Raw genomic sequence first — 18,158 nt, forward strand, 5'->3', positions numbered from 1 at the left:
GCGCGAGCGGGAATATACAAGGGAAGTGAGAGAAAAAAGGTCGAAATATCCCTTAAAAAACAATGCCGGTCACCTTAAGTGACCGGCATTAGGCTCAGCCTGCTTTTTTTGTTTCTGACACGGCGGTTTTACTTCTTCTTCAACAGCAAATACATGCTGATGACAAAGAACAACCCGCTTGGCAACAGCGCGCCTAATATCGGCGGAATGCTGTAAACCAGGCTCAGCGGACCGAAAATCTGGTCAAGTACGTAGAACAGGAAACCAAAGCAAATCCCCGTTACCACGCGCACCCCCATCGGTACGCTGCGCAGCGGGCCGAAGATGAAGGACAGCGCCATCAGCATCATCACCGCAACGGACAGTGGCGAGAAGATCTTGCTCCACATGTTGAGCTGATAACGTTTGGACTCCTGCCCGCTCTGCTTCAGGTATTTGACATAGTTGTAGAGGCCGCTTATCGACAGCGCATCCGGGTCGAGCGCCACAACGCCCAGCTTGTCCGGAGTCAGATTGGTTTTCCACACGCCGGTCAGCGTCTGGGAGCCGGTGATTTGCAGCTTATCGGTCAGGTCGGATTCATCCACCTGCGACAGTTTCCACTCGCCGTTATCGAAGGTCGCGGAGGAGGCATAACGCACCGATTGCAGCTTATTTGCGTTATCGAAGTGATAGATGTTCACGCCGGTCAGCTCTTTCTCGCCCGCCACGCGTTCGATATAAATAAAGTCATGACCGTCTTTCGCCCACAATCCATTCTGAGTAGAAAGCAGTGACCCGCCGTACATCTGCTGCGCACGGTAGTTACGCGCCATCTGCTCGCCCTGCGGGGCTACCCACTCGCCGATCGCCATGGTCAGCAGCACCAGCGGGATCGCGGTTTTCATCACCGATGCAGCAATCTGCATGCGGGTGAAACCAGATGCCTGCATCACCACCAGTTCACTGCGGGTGGCCAGCGTGCCCAGACCCAGCAATGCGCCCAGCAAAGCCGCCATCGGGAAGAAGATTTCGATATCTTTTGGCACGCTGAGTAAGGTGTAAAGCCCGGCGCCCGCCGCTGAATATCCGCCCTGCCCGACTTTACGCAGCTGGTCGACAAACTTGATGATGCCAGAGAGTGACACCAGCATGAACAACGTCATCATGATGGTGTTGAAGATAGTGCGACCGATGTACCGGTCTAATACGCCAAACATCAGGCAGCTCCTCTCAAGCGTGCACGGAACTTACGAACCGGCAACGTATCCCATGCATTCAGAATCAATGCCAGCCCGAAGTAGACCAGGTTCGTTCCCCACATCCAGATCATCGGATCCAGCTTGCCTTTCGCGCCGTTGGAGCGCAGCGAGGTTTGCAGCAGGAAGAAAATCAGATAAAGGAGGATCGCCGGTAACATACTCAGAACGCGGCCCTGACGCGGGTTCACCACGCTCAGCGGAACCACTAACAGCGCCATGATGAACACAGACACGATAAGCGTTAAGCGCCAGTTCAGCTCAGAGCGAGCTTCCGGTTCATCGGAATGCCACAGTTGCGACATAGTCATCTGATCGGACTCGTTCGGATCCAGCTGCACGGTCTGATGGCCGATCACGGCGAGATAGTCGGTGAAATCGGTGATGCGGAAGTCACGCAGTAACGCGGTGCCTTCGTAACGGGTGCCCTGATCGAGAGTAACAACCTGAGAACCGTCCGGGCGCTGTAGCATGTGGCCTTTATCAGCCACCACGACGGAAGGACGCTGATTACCACTAGGGCGCAACTGAGCCAGGAAGACGTTATGGAATTCTTTGCCCTTCACGTTGCCGACGAACAGCACCGCATTGCCGTTTTGCGCCTGCTGGAACTGGCCTTCGACCATCGCCGCCATGCTCGGGTTGGCTTTGGCTTCTGCCAGAACCGCGTCCTGATGTTTGGATGACCAGGGGCTAAGCCAGATAGCGTTAATGCCAGCGAAAACTGAGGTAAATAACGCCAAAACCAGTGCAGCAATGACCAGTGACCGTTTTCCGAGGCCACAGGCATGCATGACTGTGATTTCACTGTCGGTATACAGTTTCCCGAGCGTCATCAGCAAGCCGAGGAAAAGGCTGAGAGGAAGGATAAGCTGCGCCATTTCCGGAATACCTAAACCCAGAAGTGACAGAACTAAATTTGTTGGGATATCGCCATCGACTGCCGCTCCAAGCACCCTGACCAGCTTCTGACAAAAGAAGATGAGAAGCAGAATGAAGAGAATGGCAAATTGGCTCTTGAAGGTTTCCCTAACCAGATATCTAATGATGATCACGCTTAATACGCCTGTGAAAACTTGTCTTTTTGAAGGAAAATCGCTAGTTTCATCGCTAATCCGTCATTTATTCTCATCATATGGCAACCTTCACAGCTAAAATAGTATTACAACACCGAGAATTGGGGTGTCCTATAGGAACATGCTTATAGCCGCCAAAATAAAAACTAACGCCGTTTAAGGTTAACACAGGTCGTTAACACAATGACGGGAGAGTATCTCCGGCGACCATTCTAGCCGTACCTCCCGCCCTTGTCTTTAAGATTCAGGAGAGTGCATGGAGTTCAGCGTAAAAAGCGGTAGCCCGGAAAAACAACGCAGTGCCTGTATTGTAGTCGGCGTTTTCGAACCTCGCCGTCTGTCACCGATTGCCGAACAACTCGATAAAATCAGTGATGGCTACATCAGCGCCCTGCTTCGCCGTGGCGAACTTGAAGGCAAAGTGGGTCAGACCCTGTTGCTGCATCATGTACCGAATATTCTTTCAGAACGCATTTTGCTGATTGGCTGTGGCAAAGAACGCGAACTGGATGAGCGCCAGTACAAACAAGTTATCCAGAAAACGATCAATACCCTCAACGACACCGGTTCTATGGAGGCCGTTTGCTTCCTCACCGAGCTGCACGTTAAAGGGCGTAATACTTATTGGAAAGTGCGTCAGGCGGTCGAAACCTCCAAAGAGTCGCTTTATACCTTCGATCAGCTGAAAAGCAATAAAGTCGAACCACGCCGTCCGCTGCGCAAAATGGTCTTTAACGTGCCAACGCGCCGTGAACTGACCAGCGGTGAACGCGCTATCCAGCACGGCCTTGCGGTGTCCGCCGGTATCAAAGCGGCGAAAGACCTCGGCAACATGCCACCTAACATCTGTAACGCCGCTTATCTGGCGTCGCAGGCGCGTCAGCTTGCCGACGCGTTCAGCACCAACATCACCACGCGCGTCATCGGCGAGCAGCAGATGAAAGAGCTGGGAATGAATGCCTATCTGGCCGTCGGTCAGGGTTCGAAAAACGAATCGCTGATGTCGGTGATGGAATATAAGGGCAATCCGAATCCGGACGCTAAGCCTATCGTGCTCGTCGGTAAAGGCCTGACCTTCGATTCCGGCGGTATTTCCATCAAGCCTGCGGCTGACATGGATGAAATGAAGTACGACATGTGCGGCGCAGCAGCGGTCTATGGCGCCATGCGTGTAGTGGCTGAACTGAATCTGCCACTCAACGTTGTGGGCGTGCTGGCAGGCTGTGAAAACATGCCTGGCGGTCAGGCGTTCCGTCCTGGCGATGTACTCACCTCGATGTCCGGTCAGACCGTCGAAGTGCTCAATACCGATGCCGAAGGCCGTCTGGTTCTTTGCGATGCGCTGACTTACGTCGAACGTTTCGATCCTGAGCTGGTGATTGACGTCGCCACGCTGACCGGCGCCTGTGTGATCGCCCTCGGCCATCACATCACCGGCTTGCTGTCGAACCACAATCCGCTGGCGCACGAGCTTATCGGTGCATCTGAACAGGCGGGTGACCGCGCATGGCGTCTGCCGCTGGCGGATGAATATCAGGAACAGCTGGATTCCAACTTTGCGGATATGGCGAACATTGGTGGCCGCGCAGGCGGTGCTATTACTGCCGGTTGCTTCCTGTCGCGCTTTACCCGCAAATACAGCTGGGCGCATCTGGACATCGCCGGTACGGCGTGGCGTTCAGGGAAAAACAAAGGGGCGACCGGTCGCCCTGTCGCGCTGCTGGCACAGTTCCTGCTGAACCGTGCCGGTCTTGACGGTGATGAATGATCTGATTCACCCGTCAAATAAGGTATAATTTTGACAATCGGGGTTTGGTTCGCCAACCCCTTCACAGGCGGGCGCACCCAGTTGCGCCCCTGTTTTTTCTCAGCAGCACAGTGAACTCATCATGAAACAGGCAACCTTCTTTCTTCTCGATGCGCCGGATGCCAGTGGCGAGCTCAGCTCGCACGAAGCGCTGGCCTGTCAGGTCGCCGCTGAACGTTACCGGATGGGCAAACGTGTCCTGCTGGCTTGTGAAAGTCAGGCACAGGCCGAGCGTCTGGATGAAGCACTCTGGAAGCGCGATCCGACCCACTTCGTGCCGCACAACCTGGCCGGCGAAGGCCCGCGTTTTGGCGCACCGGTGGAGCTCTGCTGGCCGGGAAAACGTGGCAATGCGCCACGTGACCTGCTGATCAGCCTTTTGCCAGAATTTGCAGATTTTGCTACTGCTTTCCATGAAGTGGTAGACTTCGTTCCTTACGAAGATTCCCTTAAACAACTTGCGCGCGAACGCTACAAAGCCTATCGCAGCGTGGGTTTCTCTTTGACGACGGCCACGCCGCCCTCAGTCACCACATCGACCGACGAAAATACGAAGCGAAATGGATAAGACATATAACCCGCAAGACATCGAGCAGCCGCTTTACGAGCACTGGGAACAACAGGGCTATTTCAAGCCACATGGTGATACCAGTAAAGAAAGCTTTGCCATCATGATCCCGCCGCCGAACGTCACCGGCAGCTTGCACATGGGTCATGCTTTCCAGCAAACCATCATGGACGCCATGATCCGCTATCAGCGCATGCAGGGGAAAAACACCCTGTGGCAGGCGGGCACTGACCATGCGGGTATCGCAACGCAGATGGTGGTTGAACGTAAGATCGCCGCTGAAGAAGGCAAAACCCGCCACGACTATGGCCGTGAAGCATTCATCGACAAAATTTGGGACTGGAAAGCAGAATCCGGCGGCACCATCACCCGCCAGATGCGCCGTCTCGGCGACTCCGTGGACTGGGAGCGCGAGCGCTTCACCATGGATGAAGGCTTGTCCAACGCCGTACGCGAAGTGTTTGTCCGTCTGTACAAAGAAGACCTGATTTACCGTGGCAAACGTCTGGTGAACTGGGATCCAAAACTGCGCACTGCGATTTCTGACCTCGAAGTCGAAAACCGCGAGTCCAAAGGATCCATGTGGCACCTGCGTTATCCGCTGGCTGACGGCGCGAAAACTGCTGAAGGCAAAGATTATCTGGTGGTCGCCACCACCCGTCCGGAAACCGTACTTGGTGATACCGGCGTGGCAGTGAACCCGGAAGATCCGCGTTACAAAGACCTGATCGGCAAAGAGATCATTCTGCCACTGGTCGGTCGTCGCATTCCCATTCTGGGCGATGAACACGCCGATATGGAAAAAGGCACCGGTTGTGTGAAGATCACCCCGGCGCACGACTTTAACGACTATGAAGTCGGGAAACGTCACGGCCTGCCGATGATCAATATCCTGACGTTCGACGGCGACATCCGCCAGACCGCTGAAGTGTTCGACACCAACGGTGAAGAAAGCGACGCGTGCAGCAACGACATTCCTGAGCAGTTCCGTGGCCTTGAGCGCTTTGCCGCACGTAAAGCCGTGGTGGCAGCGTTTGAAGAAGCCGGCCTGCTGGAAGAAATCAAACCTCATGATCTGACCGTACCTTACGGCGACCGTGGCGGTGTGGTAATTGAACCTATGCTGACCGACCAGTGGTACGTGCGCACTGCGCCGCTGGCGAAAGTCGCGGTGGAAGCCGTAGAAACAGGCGAAATTCAGTTCGTACCGAAACAGTACGAGAACATGTACTTCAGCTGGATGCGCGATATTCAGGACTGGTGTATTTCCCGTCAGCTGTGGTGGGGACACCGCATTCCGGCGTGGTATGACGCCGAAGGCAACGTGTTCGTTGGTCGTGACGAAGCGGAAGTGCGCAGCGAAAACAATCTGGGCGCAGACGTGGTACTGACGCAAGACGAAGACGTGCTCGATACCTGGTTCTCTTCCGGCCTGTGGACTTTCTCCACGCTGGGCTGGCCAGAGCAGACGCCTGATCTCAAAGCATTCCATCCTTCAAGCGTAGTGGTCAGCGGCTTCGACATCATCTTCTTCTGGATCGCCCGCATGATCATGATGACCATGCACTTCGTGAAAGACGAAAACGGCAAGCCACAGGTTCCGTTCAACACCGTTTACATGACCGGGCTTATCCGCGACGACGAAGGGCAGAAAATGTCCAAGTCAAAAGGTAACGTCATCGATCCGCTGGATATGATCGACGGTATCTCGCTGGAAGACCTGCTGGAAAAACGTACCGGCAACATGATGCAGCCGCAGCTGGCGGAGAAAATCCGCAAACGCACCGAGAAGCAGTTCCCGAACGGCATCGAACCGCACGGCACCGACGCCCTGCGCTTCACGCTGGCGGCACTGGCTTCTACCGGCCGTGACATCAACTGGGATATGAAACGCCTTGAGGGTTACCGCAACTTCTGTAACAAACTGTGGAATGCCAGCCGCTTTGTGCTGATGAACACAGAAGATCAGGATTGTGGTCTGAACGGCGGCGAACTGGAGCTGTCGCTGGCTGACCGCTGGATCCTTGCGGAGTATAACCGCACAGTGAAAGCCTACCGCGATGCGATGGACACTTACCGCTTCGATCTGGCCGCCAGCATTCTGTATGAATTCACCTGGAACCAGTTCTGCGACTGGTATCTGGAACTCACCAAACCGGTGATGAACGGCGGCAGCGAAGCCCAACTGCGCGGCACCCGTCATACGCTGGTGGAAGTGCTGGAAGGTCTGCTGCGTCTTGCGCACCCGATCATTCCGTTCATCACAGAAACCATCTGGCAGCGCGTGAAAACGTTGAAAGGCATCACAGCAGAGACCATCATGCTGCAACCTTTCCCGGAATTTGATGCAGCCAAAACGGACGAACTGGCGCTGGCCGATCTCGAGTGGATCAAGCAGGCGATCATCGCAATCCGTAACGTGCGTGCCGAGATGAACCTGTCTCCGGCCAAGCCGCTGGAACTGCTGTTGCGTGGCGCAAGTGCCGATGCACAGCGTCGTGTGGAACAGAACCTGAGCTTCATTCAGTCTCTGGCGCGTCTGGAGTCCATTACCATTCTGCCTGCCGGCGATAAAGGCCCTGTGTCTGTCACCAAACTGGTGGAAGGCGCTGAACTGCTGATCCCAATGGCTGGTCTGATTGATAAAGACGCCGAGCTGGCGCGTCTGGACAAAGAGATGGCGAAACTGGACGGTGAGATTGCGTCTATCGAAGGCAAACTGTCTAACGAAGGTTTTGTGGCGCGTGCGCCGGAAGCCGTTGTCGCTAAAGAGCGCGACCGTCTGGCAGCCTGCGGTGAAGCCAAAATCAAAATTGCAGAACAGAAAGCGACCATCGCTGCGCTGTAATGTTGATGAATGCCTGAAATGACGAAGGCCGCGCAAGCGGCCTTTTTTATGCATCAGATTCAGTGATTTAAACCTGCTATTGCCTTGCGGCATCCCGAATATGTTCCATCCGCGACTGCATCGCAGGGTGCGTACTCATCCAGTCAGGTAGATTGTTGTCGCTGATTTTTTCCTTCTGCGATTGTGCCGCGAGTAGCGAATAGAGTTGTTCCATTTGCTCCAGCGATCGCCCTTCACGCTTCATTTCCACTATTGCCCAGTCATCTGCATCGCGTTCCATATTGCGTGAAAACTGCAACTCATTAGCCAGCGACGCCGCCTGCAGTAACGTATCGCCAATGCCAGTGACATCACCGGTCATCCACAACAACGTCAGCGATACCAGTGAAGAACGCACCAGCATGCGCATCGGATGACGATAAACGTGATGCCCTATCTCATGCAGCATCACCGCCGCCAGCGCGTCATCGCCGGGGCTGAGGGCGACCAGATTGTCGCTGAGGACCAGCGTGCCGTCAGCCAGCATAAACGCATTGGCCACATCGGGAATATTCATCAGTTTCAGGCTGACTGGTGTCCGGTCATTACGCAACGACGGCGGCGTTACCTGGCTGAACAGAACCTGAAGCGCTTTCTGCCGATCTGGCGGTAACGCTGAATCCTGAAAATCACTGGCCCGGAGAAGCGTCATCGTATGACGACCGAGGTTTTGCTCAATCGTGGTCGGAATGCGCAGCGCAATCGCATTGCTGGCCCACGGCAGTAATTCATAGACGTAGAAAACGATCAGCAGACAGGTCGCCAGCAGCGTAAGGACAACGCCACGTTTATGGCTTTCCATACGATACACCCAGCCCGGCTTGCGATGTTTGAGTAACCAGTGGCGAAACGCTGCATCATCAGCGGGAACAAAACGGCTACCGTCGGGGAACGTAAGAAACAAGGGAATGGTGCCCAGCGCATCAGAAACGTCAATCTCACTGAGGGTAAAGCGGGTTTGTGATTCAGGCGTATCCAGCGTCACAAACTGCCCGTTTTCCAGAAAAAGGCGGGCAGCCTCACGCGCTGCCCGTCCCGGAGGCTGATAAAAGCCTTCAATAGTCATGTGTTACAGACCGACACCAAGATCAAATGCCTGCGCCACTTCTTCTGCAACAGCCGTCTTGGCAGAGTCGCCGTGCGCCTGAACATCCAGCAACGACAGGTCGCCAGAAACAGCCGTTGATGCGGCCACGTAACGCGCAGTACGCACATGAGCCACCGGCGTTGCCAGACCCAGCGAGAACACCACGATCAGCGCATTGGTGAACAACAGCCCCAGATAGGACAGCGTTTTCATGGAGGAATGCAGTTTTACACCGTCGCCGATACGTGTCTGATTGAATACGTAATTGCGAATCGCGACCACCTGGTAGCTGGCAACCACCAGCGAACCGACCAAAAGAATGACGATGGCAAAGAAGAAGTCGAACATATTGCTCATCAGCATCGCTCCAGCCATTTCATCAGATATGCCGCCCATCAAGACCATCTGGTATATCGTTGTGAAGAACGAGCCCATCAGCCAGAAAGCGAAAATCAGGAACGGCAGGAATAATAAAATGCCCAGCAAGCTGTATTTAATAAAAGCCGCTTTCTTCAGTTCGGCGCGAAACGCCGTCTTTCCGAAGAACATATTATTGACGTATAAATCGTGCGTCATTGCGCTGATAATACCCTGCACCGCAGCAACGCCCGGTACTAATGCCACAGCCACCAACACCATGCTCAGCAATATCGCGCTGATACTGGCAGTTTGAACGGCGATCAATACCACGAACATAATAGGAATATACAGCGCCAGCATCAGCAGGATCGGGCACAGGTACATGGTCCAGTAAGCTCGGCCTACTTTGCAGTGATAGTTAAAACGCACGCCACGATAGCTGGTCATAATCGCGTTGTAACGCCAGCTGCGGACAATCACCCACGGCAGCAAAGCAAAAAACGCCAGTACGAACAGCAACGCCAGCTGTGGCATTAACGCTGCTAAAATATAAAATACAATAATGCCGGCGATCACCAGTAAACGCCCTTTCAATATTTGAATTGGCTTGGCGTGATAATCAAAGCGATCACCATTTATTTCAGTATTACCCAGAAAATAACGACGGCGGCGTACTGTCGCCCACGCAGAATAAATCCCCAAAGTGACGATGGTCAGTAAAGCATTCACCAGCCAGATTGCGAAATATTCTCCGCCCTTACCATGAAAACGAACCTGATGCAGACTGTCGTTGCGTTGATTATTATCAGACATTTTTATCTTTCGTCCTGAAAGGAATAAGAAACCGTCTCTCTTATAATGAAGAAAGAGGCGTAGTGCTTGGTGTAACGCTGAAGATTTAATCACGCACGTATACAATCAGGCAATAAAATCTTTACAATTCAGATGAAAAAAAATCTCATTTGGGATAAGTATTAGAACGATGAGAAGACGGCAGCGTTGCATCCGCCCGCCCTAAAATGGTATTAAAACGGTCTGTTTGATTGCCTATAGTGGAAACTGAGTGAGTAACATGACGACCTCCCTCCCTGTCAGCGTGCTGGTGCGCCCGATCCGCCCTGAAGATAATGCTGCGATCGCCAGCGTGATCCGTCACGTATCCGCCGAATTTGGCCTCACGGCAGATAAAGGCTATACCGTGGCTGACCCAAACCTGGACCATTTGTACGAAAGCTACAGCCAGCCGCGCTGCGCATACTGGGTGGTGGAGCTTGACGGCGTTGTCGCCGGTGGCGGCGGTATGGCCCCGCTGTCAGGTGCAGAGGATGATTTGTGCGAGTTGCAGAAGATGTACTTCATGCCTTCACTGCGCGGTCAGGGACTGGCGAAACGTCTGGCGCTTCAGGCCATTGATTATGCACGCCAGCAGGGGTTTGCCCGCTGCTACCTCGAAACCACTGCCAGCCTGACGCAGGCTATCGCGCTGTACGAACGTCTCGGTTTCCAGCACATTGATGGCGCATTGGGGAATACAGGTCACGTCGATTGCGAAGTGACGATGATAAAATACCTGTAACCGCGTTTTCGCTTTCCATTACCTGACAGGCAGCAACATGTTCACTCACAAAGCCATTTCCGCGTTAAATGAACTGGAACTGACGGTTTATAACTACATCGTCAAAAATGGCGACAAAGTGATGTACATGACTATCCGTGAACTGGCGGATGCCGCGGGTGTGTCCACCACCACGGTGCTACGGTTTTGCAAAAAAATGGATTGCGACGGCTACTCAGAATTTCGTATCCGTTTTAAACTGTTTTTAGAGCATGAAGAAAAACCGCCAGTGTCATTCGGCATCAGCGAAATTATCAGTTATTTCAAAAGTATTAATAACAGTGAGTTTGATGAATTATTAGATCAGGCCGCGCTACAAATTGCTAATGCACAGCGCATTATATTTGTCGGTGTGGGAACATCCGGCTCACTGGGGAAATACAGCGCGCGGTTCTTCTCAAATGTCGGTAAATTCAGCACCTTTATTGATGACCCTTATTTTCCGATCAACAGCGATATGTATAAAGATGCTATTGCGATTATTCTTTCGGTCTCCGGTGAAACAGAAGAAGTCCTGCGTTTCGCCACCCAGTTCAGTCAGCATAACTGCAAGATCATCAGCCTGACTAACAGCGAGAACTCAACGCTGGCGCGGATGGCCGATCTCAATATCTCTTACCACATGCCGCAAATTGTGCTTGAAGGGCAATATAATATTACCACGCAGATCCCGGTACTTTATATTATTGAGACCATCGGAAAGAAATTACCCTTAATAAAACGTGACGCAGCGCAATGAAAAAACAAGGTGTTTTTAACTTGTGACATATTCCTAAGCCTGTTTTTTGTTATATCGTGACATCACCCTTTCTTTTGTTACACTCCTGCCAGCAATTAAAAAAAATAAAACATCATCTCTGTACACCCCGGCAGGAGAATAATAAATAATGGCTATTGATTACGCTCAGACAGCTCAGGATATTGTTAAATATATCGGCGGCGAAAATAATGTGATTAGCATCACACATTGCGCCACACGATTACGCTTCGTTCTGAAAGATAATAGCGCCGTTGAGAAAGAAGAATTAAAACGCGTAAAAGGCGTGATTACTGTTATCGAGGCCGGAGGCCAGATGCAGGTGGTGATCGGCAACCACGTCAGCGATGCCTACAAACAGGTACTGAAGCTTATCCACGTGGATGAAAATGCGCCGGTCTCTGCGCCGAATGTCGGTATTGTCAGCCGCGTCATGGATGTCATCTCCAGCATTTTCACGCCATTCCTTTATCAGCTCGCCGCCTGCGGTATTTTACAGGGGATTATCTCTTTCCTCGCTGCGGTCGGCATCATGGACGCCAACAGCGGCACCTACCGTATTCTTAACTTTGTTTCATGGACGGCATTTACCTTCCTGCCAGTCATGATCGCCTTCACCGCGGCTAAAAAATTCAACGTCAATCCGTTTACCGCAGTGATTACCGCCTGTGCGCTGATAAGCCCGGATTACATGAACATGCTGACGGCGTTCAAGATTACGTCGATCAACTCCGCCGATCCGGCCATGCAGCAGTTAATGCGTGAAGCGGTGAGTAACCCGGAAATCGCCCGCATCCTGACGGAAGTGGTCGGCATACCGATCGCCGCGCCAACGCTCGATTTTCTTGGTATTCCGGTGAAATACCTGAGCTATACCGCCTCGGTGATCCCTGTCATTCTGATGGTCTGGGCGATGTCTTACATTGAACGTTTCTTCAATAAAGTGCTGCCGATCGTTATCCGCAATCTGTTCACGCCAATGTTTTGTATCGCCATTATGGTGCCGATGACGCTGCTGGTCTTCGGGCCGGTAGGCAATCTTATTGGCGGCGCGATTGGCGGCGTTTATAACTATCTCTATCACCTCAGCCCGACCGTCGCCGGATTCTTCGTCGGTGCATTCTGGCAGCCGCTGGTTACGCTGGGCGTCCACTGGGGCATTACGCCGGTCACAGTCGGCAACTACGCGACGCTGGGCTACGACACCTTCACTGGCCTGCAGGCTTCTGCCGTCTTCGCAATGACCGGCAGCATGTTTGGCGTGTATCTGAAAACCCGCAGCCGCGAAATGAAAGGCATTTCACTGTCCGCTGGCGTCACCGGATTGTTCGGCATCACCGAACCGGCCATTTATGGCGTCGCGCTGCGTCTGAAAAAACCATTCTTGTGCAGTTGCGTCGCGGGGGGTATCGGCGGCGCAATTGCCGGCTCCTTCAATGCGGTGTCATGGAGTTACTGCCTGCCGGGCATCGCCGTGCTGCCGGTATTCTTCAAAGAAGGCCACATGCCGCAGTTCCTCGGCTTCCTGCTGTCGATAAGCGTCGCCTTCGTCCTCGGTGCCCTGTTCACCTGGCTGGTTGGTTTCAAAGATGAGCCCGACGTTGTGGCCACTAAAAAGGTGCAGGCTGAATCCCGACGCGCCACGCAGGCAGAAATGAATTAAATCTGAAATACCCGTGTAAAGGGCGGAGGTCTCCGCCCGCATCAAACATTAAGGGAGAACCAAATGAGCCATCAGTTACCAAAAGATTTTTTATGGGGCGGCGCGGTTGCGGCGCATCAGGTTGAAGGCGGCTGGAATAAAGGCGGTAAAGGCGTCAGCATTTGCGACGTGCTTTCCGGCGGCGCGCACGGTGTTGACCGCGTGATGACCGATGGCGTGCTGGAAGGCTACAGCTATCCCAATCACGAAGCCGTAGATTTCTATTCCCATTATAAAGAAGACATCGCGCTGTTTGCCGAAATGGGCTTCAAATGCTTCCGTACATCGATTGCCTGGACGCGCATCTTCCCGAACGGTGACGAATTACAGCCAAATGAAGCCGGACTGCAATTCTATGACGATATGTTTGATGAGCTGCTCAAATATAACATCCAGCCGGTGATCACCCTCTCCCACTTTGAGATGCCGTGGCATCTGGTGAAAGAGTACGGCGGCTGGAAAAACCGTCAGGTCGTCGATTTCTTCGTGCGCTTTAGCCAGGTGGTGATGGAACGCTACAAAAGCAAAGTGAAATACTGGATGACCTTCAACGAAATCAACAACCAGCGTAACTGGCAGTATCCGTTGTTCGGCTATTGCTGCTCCGGCGTGGTCTTCACCGAGCAGGAAAACCCGGAAGAGACGATGTACCAGGTGCTGCATCACCAGTTCGTGGCCAGCGCCAAAGTGGTCAAACTCGGCCACGCGATCAACCCGGATTTCCAAATCGGTTGCATGATCGCCATGGTGCCGTTGTACCCGTTCTCCTGCCACCCTGACGACGTGATGTATTCCGTCGAAGCGATGCACGAGCGCTTCCTGTTCAGTGACGTCCACATGCGCGGCTACTACCCTGCGTATGCGTTGAAAGAGTGGGAGCGTCGCGGGTTTGACATCAAAATGGAAGACGGTGATTTGCAGGCGCTGCGCGAGGGTTGCGCGGATTACATTGGCCTGAGCTATTACATGAGCAACGCGATTTCCGCGCACAACCCGAGTGATGACAATGGCCTGTCCGGCTTTGCGGGCAGCGTGCCAAATCCGCACGTCAAAGCCTCCGACTGGGGCTGGCAGATCGACCCGGTCGGCCTGCGCTACACACTTAACATTTTGTATGAACGTTACCAGAAACCGCTGTTCATCGTCGAAAACGGCTTCGGCGCGATCGATAAAGTGGCTGACGACGGTATGGTTCACGACGATTACCGCATCGCCTATCTGAAAGCTCACATTGAGCAAATGAAGAAGGCCGTGCTGGAAGACGGCGTTGAGCTGATGGGCTACACACCGTGGGGTTGCATCGACTGCGTGTCCTTCACCACCGGTCAGTACAGCAAACGCTACGGCTTCATCCACGTCGACAAAAACGATGATGGCACTGGCACGATGGCGCGCTCTAAAAAAGAGAGTTTCAGCTGGTATCAGAAAGTGATTGGCAGCAACGGAGAAGTGCTTTAAAAAATGGCAGCCAGCTCCGCGCGGAGCTGGTTTTTTTTGTAATTAGTCAGCCTGCATATCGAAATAGGCAAACTCGCCGTATCCCGCACCGGCATTCACCGCCGACGATGCAGAATAAATCCCGATTTTCGCGCCAACCCATTTCCCCGCTGATGCAGCAAACTGCGGCCCGATGGCCTTCCAGCCCTCGCCCTCTTCCTGTTTAAACGAGAAATGGCAGACGCCGCGCGACAGCACTTTCACCCTGATAAATACCGCCTGCCCGCGCGGTAAAGCTGCCAGCACAGTTCTTCGCTGGCTCAGTTCACCCTTATCGCTCATCCATCCGAAATCAAACACCAGCACGTTTTCGCCATTCTGCTGACACACGGATACTGCACCATACCTTTCGCCATAGACGATCAACCCGCTCTGCTCACCGTCGCGGGTAAAGTATGGGGTCAGACAAGTGGTGACGGTAAATTGTGGCGCGGAGAACTTCTGTAGCAACAGCTGCGGCGTATCGTACAACGATCGCGGCCCGAAGGGAAAACACGCCAGCCTCAGGCCAGCCGCAGACGGTTTCAACCAGTCATGTTGCAGGTTCGCCTGCCACTGCCATTGCAGGCCATAGCGGCCTTGTGCAAAGTCGTCGGAGGTTTGCGATGCGCAGGGTAAACCAGACGGGCATCCGGCCGGTTTTGCGTGGACGGCGACCGGCTGACCGAGCCCTTCGGCATCCACTTCTGCACCAATTTCCGGCCAGCCGTCGTCATTCCAGCGCATCGGTTGCAGATGCACAATGCGGCCAGCGTGCGCGGCATCCTGAAAATGCACGAACCAGCATTCGCCGTTCTTCAGTTCCACCCAGCCACCCTGATGCGGGCCATTCACTTTTGATGTCCCCTGATGCAACACGTCGCGGGCCTCATACGGACCGGTAATATGACGCGAGCGTAATACCGTTTGCCAGCCACTCTCCACGCCACCGGCCGGTGCAAAGATGTAATACCCGCCGTGGCGCTTATATACTTTTGGCCCCTCAACCGTTGGATGAGAGACCGAGCCATCAAAAATGATTCGACCGTCATCAAGCAGTGATGTTGCATCGGAGGACATTTCGCACAACTGCAACTGATGCTTGATGCCTGAGCGGCTGTGGGCAAACGCGTGCACCAGCCACGCCCGCCCGTCGTTATCCCAGAACGGACAGGGATCGATCCAGCCCTTCACCGCTTTAATGCAATGCGGCTCGCTCCAGGCTTTCAGCGGGTCTGCGGTATAAGACATAAAAATGCCTTCATCTGGCATACTGTAAAACACCCAGAACAACCCGTTGTGATAACGAATACTGGGCGCCCAGACTCCTTTGCCAGGCTGCACGCTGTCGTAAGCGGGATAATTGATCCGTGGCACAACGTGGTTGACGAGAGTCCAGTTCACCAGATCCCTTGAATGCAGAACCGGCAGGCCGGGAATATGGTTAAAGCTCGAGGCGACCATATAAATATCATCGCCCACGCAGACAATATCCGGATCAGAATAGTCAGCATGCAGGATCGGATTCTGATAGTGCCCGTCGCCTAAATCCGCGCTTCCTTCAGGTTTGATTTTCATCGCCATCCCTTTATTTAACGGCCATCACAGGAGCTAAGACACCGACTTCGTTTTCCTGCCCGCGGGCAATCTCGGCGCTGCGTTTTGCCAGATCGCGCTGAATATTTTTCATCGTGGCATCATCAAGTTTGTAGAAACGGGCGAGGAAATAGAGGATCAGATATGACACCGACGGCCCGACCGTCAGCAGGCCAATAATCCCGGTGGTGGCGAGTGCGGTTTGGGTTTCCGCACCCGCATGATAGCCAAACCAGCCGAGAGAGAAGCCGACGAACGCACCGGCAAACGCCATCCCCAGTTTTAAGGCGAATAAGTTACCAGAGAAGGATAATCCGGTGATCCGCCGTCCGGTTTTCCACTCACCATAATCAGCGGCGTTGGCCATCATGTTCCATTTAAATGGCTGATACATTTGATGTAAAAAACCAATAATAAAATACAGCGGGAAAATAACCGGCAGGAACTTCGGCGGGACAAAGAACATCACCACACCGGCCAGAACCAGCAGCAAATTGATATTTTTAAACATCGTCAGCGTACTAAAACGCTTGGCGAAATATCCCGCCGCTATCGCCCCAAATATTGTTCCCACCACGCTGGTGGTGATAAAGGTACTTTTCATCGCTGTCCCGCTCACCAGACTTTGGCCTTTATCCAGCATCAGATAGGTCGCGTAATACAGCGTTGCGGAACTGCGCATGACGCCCGCCATGCTGGAGAAAAAAGTGATGATGGCCACTATCCGCCACTGATCGTTCGACAACAGATTCCTCAAATCACTGCGCACGGAGACCTGGCGGGTATCTTCGGCAGTGATACGTTCTTTGGTAAAGCAAAAACAAAATACCAGCATACAAACAGCGATAGCGCCCATCACCGCCATCGTCGCCTGATAACCAGCCTGCAGATCCTCTTTCCCAAAATAATCCACCAGCCACAGCGTACCGACGGAAACCAGCAAACCGGCCAGCGATGAAATCGTAAAACGGTAGGATTGCGCGGAAAGCCGGTCTTTATCATCCGTGGTGATCACCCCGCCCAGCGCGCAGTAGGGAATATTGATAAAGGTGTAACACAGCATCAGCAGAGAATACGTAATGTAGGCGTAAAGCAGTTTGCCGGAGTGCCCGAAATCCGGCGTGGTGAAGGTCATGACCGCCAGCACGGCGTAGGGGATCGCGAACCAGATAAGCCAGGGGCGAAAGTGCCCCCACCGTGTTTTTACGCGATCCGCGACAATACCGGTAAGCGGATCGCTGACGGCATCAAGAATGCGCGTGACCAGAAACATCACCCCGACAGCTGCGGCGGAAAGCCCGTAGATATCCGTATAAAAGTACGTCAGAAACATTGTGACGGAGGAATACACGATCCCGCACGCGGCATCTCCCATACCAAAACCGAGTTTTTCTATAACAGACAATTTCTTTACGGCTGCCATAATCTGACTCCACACCATGAGGTAGAATAGCTTTCAGAATTGGTATGTTAACTTTTGACCGTTGCGTTGAATTTAATCATATTTCACTTAAGGCTTATGAAATTTGCTTAATGGGAGGGGGGTCACAAAGGGGGAATGAATAAAAGACATAACTTTTCACTACACTTTTTTTAATTCATAGTTTTTTGTCGATCATGAATATTTCCCACTCGCCATAATTACCTGCAAATCATCGCCTTTTTTATCCTTTCCCCTGCGGGGCGAAGATACTTCTTCGCCCTCAATTATCAATATGTCTGGGCATATCCCATTGCGCAGGCCAGATATTTTCTGAGTTAATCAGTTTTCCCCGCGTCCATATCACAGCGCATATGATCCCAACCCTGATAGTTTTTTACTTTGGGAATTTGTTGGGGTAAATCTTGCCAGTTGGTTTTGAATTGCGAAGTACTATGTCCAAGCCCGAGTTTAGTCATATAAACCATTCCCCATGCTTCGCCTGGAGCACGAGCCTCAAGAACCTGAACAGTCCCATCCTCTAGCGTATAAGGAATACCCGGGCCGCC

At 53.0% G+C, this 18,158-nt stretch carries 13 protein-coding genes and 1 pseudogene; 7 read left to right on the forward strand and 7 right to left on the reverse strand.

What is annotated here, in order from left to right; all coding sequences use genetic code 11:
- Positions 1 to 128: 128 nt before the first annotated feature.
- Together lptG and lptF are read right to left on the reverse strand one after the other, a co-directional pair.
- On the reverse strand, positions 129 to 1,199 hold the full coding sequence (lptG, locus tag AC0Z7K_RS23950; protein WP_413527724.1) for an LPS export ABC transporter permease LptG: 1,071 nt from the start codon (positions 1,197 to 1,199) through the stop codon (positions 129 to 131).
- Positions 1,199 to 2,293 carry an LPS export ABC transporter permease LptF gene (gene lptF, locus AC0Z7K_RS23955; RefSeq protein WP_485616216.1) on the reverse strand — a complete coding sequence of 365 codons (1,095 nt, stop codon included), beginning with the start codon at positions 2,291 to 2,293 and terminating at the stop codon, positions 1,199 to 1,201. Before lptF ends, lptG begins: the two co-directional genes overlap by 1 nt.
- A 277-nt stretch (positions 2,294 to 2,570) precedes the next feature.
- Between lptF and pepA the strand changes: the two genes are divergently transcribed.
- From pepA to AC0Z7K_RS23970, 3 genes are all read left to right on the forward strand, one after another.
- Complete coding sequence (gene pepA / locus AC0Z7K_RS23960) at positions 2,571 to 4,082, forward strand: leucyl aminopeptidase (protein ID WP_112169327.1); 1,512 nt, start codon at positions 2,571 to 2,573, stop codon at positions 4,080 to 4,082.
- A 121-nt stretch (positions 4,083 to 4,203) separates the two neighbouring features.
- Complete coding sequence (locus AC0Z7K_RS23965; protein WP_112169325.1) at positions 4,204 to 4,689, forward strand: DNA polymerase III subunit chi; 486 nt, start codon at positions 4,204 to 4,206, stop codon at positions 4,687 to 4,689.
- Complete coding sequence (locus tag AC0Z7K_RS23970; protein ID WP_485616218.1) at positions 4,682 to 7,537, forward strand: valine--tRNA ligase; 2,856 nt, start codon at positions 4,682 to 4,684, stop codon at positions 7,535 to 7,537. Before AC0Z7K_RS23965 ends, AC0Z7K_RS23970 begins: the two co-directional genes overlap by 8 nt.
- 76 nt (positions 7,538 to 7,613) lie before the next feature.
- On the opposite strand, the gene AC0Z7K_RS23975 is transcribed toward AC0Z7K_RS23970, so the two are convergent.
- Together AC0Z7K_RS23975 and AC0Z7K_RS23980 are read right to left on the reverse strand one after the other, a co-directional pair.
- A complete protein-coding gene (locus AC0Z7K_RS23975) occupies positions 7,614 to 8,642 on the reverse strand; it encodes a M48 family metallopeptidase (protein ID WP_485616219.1) in 1,029 nt (342 codons plus the stop codon).
- Between the two features lie 3 nt (positions 8,643 to 8,645).
- The gene (locus AC0Z7K_RS23980) at positions 8,646 to 9,836 is read right to left on the reverse strand and encodes a YjgN family protein (protein WP_413527720.1); all 1,191 of its coding nucleotides are present in this window, start codon (positions 9,834 to 9,836) and stop codon (positions 8,646 to 8,648) included.
- 259 nt (positions 9,837 to 10,095) lie between these two features.
- On the opposite strand from AC0Z7K_RS23980, the gene AC0Z7K_RS23985 reads away from it, so the two are divergent.
- From AC0Z7K_RS23985 to AC0Z7K_RS24000, 4 genes are all read left to right on the forward strand, one after another.
- Positions 10,096 to 10,599 (forward strand): GNAT family N-acetyltransferase, encoded by a 504-nt coding sequence (locus AC0Z7K_RS23985; protein WP_485616225.1) that lies wholly within the window; start codon positions 10,096 to 10,098, stop codon positions 10,597 to 10,599.
- Between the two features lie 37 nt (positions 10,600 to 10,636).
- On the forward strand, positions 10,637 to 11,377 hold the full coding sequence (locus AC0Z7K_RS23990) for a MurR/RpiR family transcriptional regulator (RefSeq protein ID WP_485616221.1): 741 nt from the start codon (positions 10,637 to 10,639) through the stop codon (positions 11,375 to 11,377).
- A gap of 148 nt (positions 11,378 to 11,525) precedes the next feature.
- A complete protein-coding gene (locus AC0Z7K_RS23995; RefSeq protein ID WP_413527718.1) occupies positions 11,526 to 13,058 on the forward strand; it encodes a PTS transporter subunit EIIC in 1,533 nt (510 codons plus the stop codon).
- Between the two features lie 63 nt (positions 13,059 to 13,121).
- Complete coding sequence (locus AC0Z7K_RS24000) at positions 13,122 to 14,555, forward strand: 6-phospho-beta-glucosidase (RefSeq protein ID WP_485616222.1); 1,434 nt, start codon at positions 13,122 to 13,124, stop codon at positions 14,553 to 14,555.
- A gap of 42 nt (positions 14,556 to 14,597) precedes the next feature.
- On the opposite strand, the gene AC0Z7K_RS24005 is transcribed toward AC0Z7K_RS24000, so the two are convergent.
- The 3 genes and pseudogenes from AC0Z7K_RS24005 to AC0Z7K_RS24015 all read right to left on the reverse strand — a co-directional run.
- Positions 14,598 to 16,151 carry a glycoside hydrolase family 43 protein gene (locus tag AC0Z7K_RS24005; protein WP_485616223.1) on the reverse strand — a complete coding sequence of 518 codons (1,554 nt, stop codon included), beginning with the start codon at positions 16,149 to 16,151 and terminating at the stop codon, positions 14,598 to 14,600.
- Positions 16,152 to 16,161: 10 nt separating this feature from the next.
- The gene (locus AC0Z7K_RS24010; RefSeq protein WP_485616224.1) at positions 16,162 to 17,592 is read right to left on the reverse strand and encodes a glycoside-pentoside-hexuronide (GPH):cation symporter; all 1,431 of its coding nucleotides are present in this window, start codon (positions 17,590 to 17,592) and stop codon (positions 16,162 to 16,164) included.
- Positions 17,593 to 17,927: 335 nt separating this feature from the next.
- Positions 17,928 to 18,158: pseudogene (locus tag AC0Z7K_RS24015) on the reverse strand (T6SS immunity protein Tli3 family protein); the annotation flags it as partial.

The sequence above is a fragment of the Rahnella sp. 1L-D-7-B-C2 genome (assembly GCF_057290995.1).

Bases quoted from the DNA above. Each gene is read 5' to 3' on its own strand.
- AC0Z7K_RS24000 (WP_485616222.1), top strand. From the start codon at position 13,122: ATGAGCCATCAGTTACCAAAAGATTTTTTATGGGGCGGCGCGGTTGCG.
- pepA (WP_112169327.1), top strand. From the start codon at position 2,571: ATGGAGTTCAGCGTAAAAAGCGGTAGCCCGGAAAAACAACGCAGTGCC.
- AC0Z7K_RS23990 (WP_485616221.1), top strand. From the start codon at position 10,637: ATGTTCACTCACAAAGCCATTTCCGCGTTAAATGAACTGGAACTGACG.
- AC0Z7K_RS24005 (WP_485616223.1), bottom strand. From the start codon at position 16,151: ATGAAAATCAAACCTGAAGGAAGCGCGGATTTAGGCGACGGGCACTAT.
- AC0Z7K_RS23985 (WP_485616225.1), top strand. From the start codon at position 10,096: ATGACGACCTCCCTCCCTGTCAGCGTGCTGGTGCGCCCGATCCGCCCT.
- AC0Z7K_RS23970 (WP_485616218.1), top strand. From the start codon at position 4,682: ATGGATAAGACATATAACCCGCAAGACATCGAGCAGCCGCTTTACGAG.
- AC0Z7K_RS24010 (WP_485616224.1), bottom strand. From the start codon at position 17,592: ATGGCAGCCGTAAAGAAATTGTCTGTTATAGAAAAACTCGGTTTTGGT.
- AC0Z7K_RS23975 (WP_485616219.1), bottom strand. From the start codon at position 8,642: ATGACTATTGAAGGCTTTTATCAGCCTCCGGGACGGGCAGCGCGTGAG.
- AC0Z7K_RS23980 (WP_413527720.1), bottom strand. From the start codon at position 9,836: ATGTCTGATAATAATCAACGCAACGACAGTCTGCATCAGGTTCGTTTT.
- AC0Z7K_RS23965 (WP_112169325.1), top strand. From the start codon at position 4,204: ATGAAACAGGCAACCTTCTTTCTTCTCGATGCGCCGGATGCCAGTGGC.
- lptG (WP_413527724.1), bottom strand. From the start codon at position 1,199: ATGTTTGGCGTATTAGACCGGTACATCGGTCGCACTATCTTCAACACC.
- AC0Z7K_RS23995 (WP_413527718.1), top strand. From the start codon at position 11,526: ATGGCTATTGATTACGCTCAGACAGCTCAGGATATTGTTAAATATATC.